Below are 2,565 nucleotides of genomic sequence, written 5' to 3' on the forward strand. Positions count from 1 at the left end.
GCCCGGCGGGAACGCGAACCGCGCGCTCGTCCGCGGCTCCGTGGTCAGCGCCGCCACGCCGAGTGGCACGGACGGCTCCCCGAGGTTCACCTGCCGCGCGACGCCGGCGTGGATCATGTACGGGGCGATGTGCCCGCAGTTGACCGCTTCGACGTCCAGCCCTGTGCAGATGTCGAGCACGAGGGCGGTGACCAGGCGTTCCTGCTCCCCGGTGGTGGCGGCGAACGTGTTCTGCCTGACGACGGCGTTCTCCAGCGCGTCGACGACGCCGTTCAGGGTGTCCTCGCGGTAGGCCGCCTCTCTGAACGACCCCAGCACCGCCAGCGCGGTCCCGATCGCGGGCAGGCCCTTGCCCTGCACATCGGCGATGAGCACCCGGGCGCCGCGCCGGGAGACGGCCACCTCGTACATGTCGCCGCCCACCATCGGCTCTTCCTCCGCCGGCTGGTAGAGGCCGTCGACGACCACGTCGGCGGTGCGCAGCGGCAGCGGGCGCACGATCAGCCGCGCCAGGGCGGACGCCGCCGAACGCAGCCGGCTCACCTCCTCCTCGCGCCGCACGCGGTAGCGGCAGCCGAGCACGGCCAGTCCCCCGAACGCGGCGGTGAACCCGACCGCCAGCAGCTTGTCGTCCAGCTCGGCGCCCAGGTAGGTGCTGACCCCGACCGCCGCCAGGACCACCCACACCGACGCGAAGATCGTCTGCCGCACCGTGCCCAGCCCGGCGACGATCGCGGGCAGGAAGATCAGCAGCGGGAACAGCCGCACCGCCGTGCCCGTGAGGACGTCCAGCGCGGCCACCGTCGCGGTGATGAGGACGAGCCCGGAGACGAAAACGAGCGTCGAGAGATAGGGCCCTTCGCGTCTCCCGCCTTCCGTCACGAGTCCTCCATCCCCTCTCGGGGGAAAAGCGTAACGGCTCGCTTTCCGGAACGGCCGTGAGGAATCGCGAAACGGGAGACTGGATTTGCTCTACCGCGATTTCGGGGGGCGGCCGCATGGCCTCTGTACTGGGACGATAGGCGGATGAATACGGACAGTAATGATCCCTGTCCCTTATGGCTGGATTTGCTGGTATTGGTTGATGACCTCAGCGTGGCATTCTTTTTATTTCTTGTCCTCAATCTTATTGACAAGCAAAAATGATCTTGTAAGCATTTAAAGCTAAACGGGCTGTGCGCCAATTCCACTTCCGCGCCGAGAAAGGGTGGCCGTGTGAGCGAGCACGACTGGACTCCGCCGCCGGCCGCGGCCGTGGAGGTCGCGCGCCTGGAGCGGGTGCTCGACCTGCTCGCCGAGGCTCCGGGAGTTCCGGAGTGCGGTGCCGCCGAGGGCGTGCGTGGCGTGGCCGGCGCGACGCGCGTTCCGGTGCGGGGCCGTGTGGAGGCGTCCGGCGCCTCGGAACGCAGTCGCGTGGTGGGCGGCGGGGCCCTCCGCGCGCGGTCGCACCGAGGCGCCGGGCTCCTCCGGACGCCGCCCCCGCGCACGCGGGCGGCGCGCCCGTGTCCGTATCCATATTCGTGGCCGGGGGAGTGCCGCTGATGGACCTGATCATTGTTCCGCCCCTCACCGACTTCACCACCGAAGTCGTGCCGCCCGCCGGGGCCAAGGTGCTCGACCTCAACGAACGGATCGTCGAGCGCCTCGCAGACCCGTCCCGTCTCAAAGCCGCCGCGGAGCGGCTCGACGGCGGGCCGCTCGCCGCGTTGCTCGATCGGGCGGCGGCGGCCGTCCTGGAGCGCAAGGCGTTCGACGACGCCCACCTCAGAGCGGTGGGCACGGCGCTGCGGCTGGCCGCGGACCCCGCTGTCCGGCTCAGCATCGACGATCTGGAGCTGGCCGAGGGGAGCACACAGAGCAGCAGGGACGTGCTCGGGGCTGCCGGGCGGTGCGAGCTGTTCGGTCCCGAGGTCGAGCTGGCCATGGCCGCGGCCAGGGGGCGGCGGGCGCACGTCGTGGTGGACGACGGCCGGCAGCTTCCCGCGGCCTTCGCGTTGGTGGGCGCCCTGGGAGCCGGGCAGGTGACGTTGTGCGGGCGGCTGGCGGCCGAGTACGGCGCGGCGCTGCGGCGCGTGCCCGAGCTGGCCGGGGTCGAGCTGCTGGCCTGGTCGCCTGAGCGGGTCATCCGCCCCCTGTGGTACGACGCCGTGCCGATCGAGCGGGCGTGCACGTGGCATCGGCCGGATGCCGCGCCCGCTGAGGAGGCGCGCTTGTGCGACGCCCCGGACACCCAGCCGGGGAAGCGTGTGCGCTGGGTGACCGGGGCGTGCCCCCCGCCCGCGAGCGGGCCGTGGGCCGGGCGGGTGGACGCGGTGGGGGCGGCCGCGTTCCCCGGCGGCGTGCTGGCCCGCTGTCGCGGCCTGACGATCACCGTGACGCGGATCGACTTCCTGGCCGCCGTGACCGGGCTGAACGGCGTGACCGTCAACCTGCGGCGGCTGCTGGCCGGGATACCGCCAGGCGTGCCGGTGACGTGCGAGCTGGTGCTCGGCGCGCCGGGCATGGACGCGGGCGTCGTGGGAGAGTCCGTGGAGCTGCTGGCGGAGGGCGCGGGCGGGGTCCGGC

3 protein-coding genes are annotated in these 2,565 nt (G+C 72.2%); 2 read left to right on the forward strand and 1 reads right to left on the reverse strand.

Features of this window, described 5'->3' with window-relative positions; translation table 11 throughout:
- Positions 1-882 (reverse strand): SpoIIE family protein phosphatase (locus tag AB0J09_RS62015; RefSeq protein WP_360713503.1); only part of this gene is annotated, 882 nt, incomplete at its 3' end.
- Positions 883-1,215: 333 nt separating this feature from the next.
- Between AB0J09_RS62015 and AB0J09_RS62020 the strand changes: the two genes are divergently transcribed.
- Entirely contained in the window at positions 1,216-1,542 is a 327-nt protein-coding gene (locus AB0J09_RS62020) for a hypothetical protein (protein WP_360713505.1), read from the forward strand.
- Positions 1,542-2,565: hypothetical protein (locus AB0J09_RS62025; RefSeq protein WP_360713507.1), on the forward strand; the 1,024-nt coding region annotated here is incomplete at its 3' end. The genes AB0J09_RS62020 and AB0J09_RS62025, both read left to right, overlap by 1 nt.

This window comes from Nonomuraea sp. NPDC049784 (genome assembly GCF_040659615.1).
In the GTDB taxonomy this organism is placed as follows: domain Bacteria; phylum Actinomycetota; class Actinomycetes; order Streptosporangiales; family Streptosporangiaceae; genus Nonomuraea.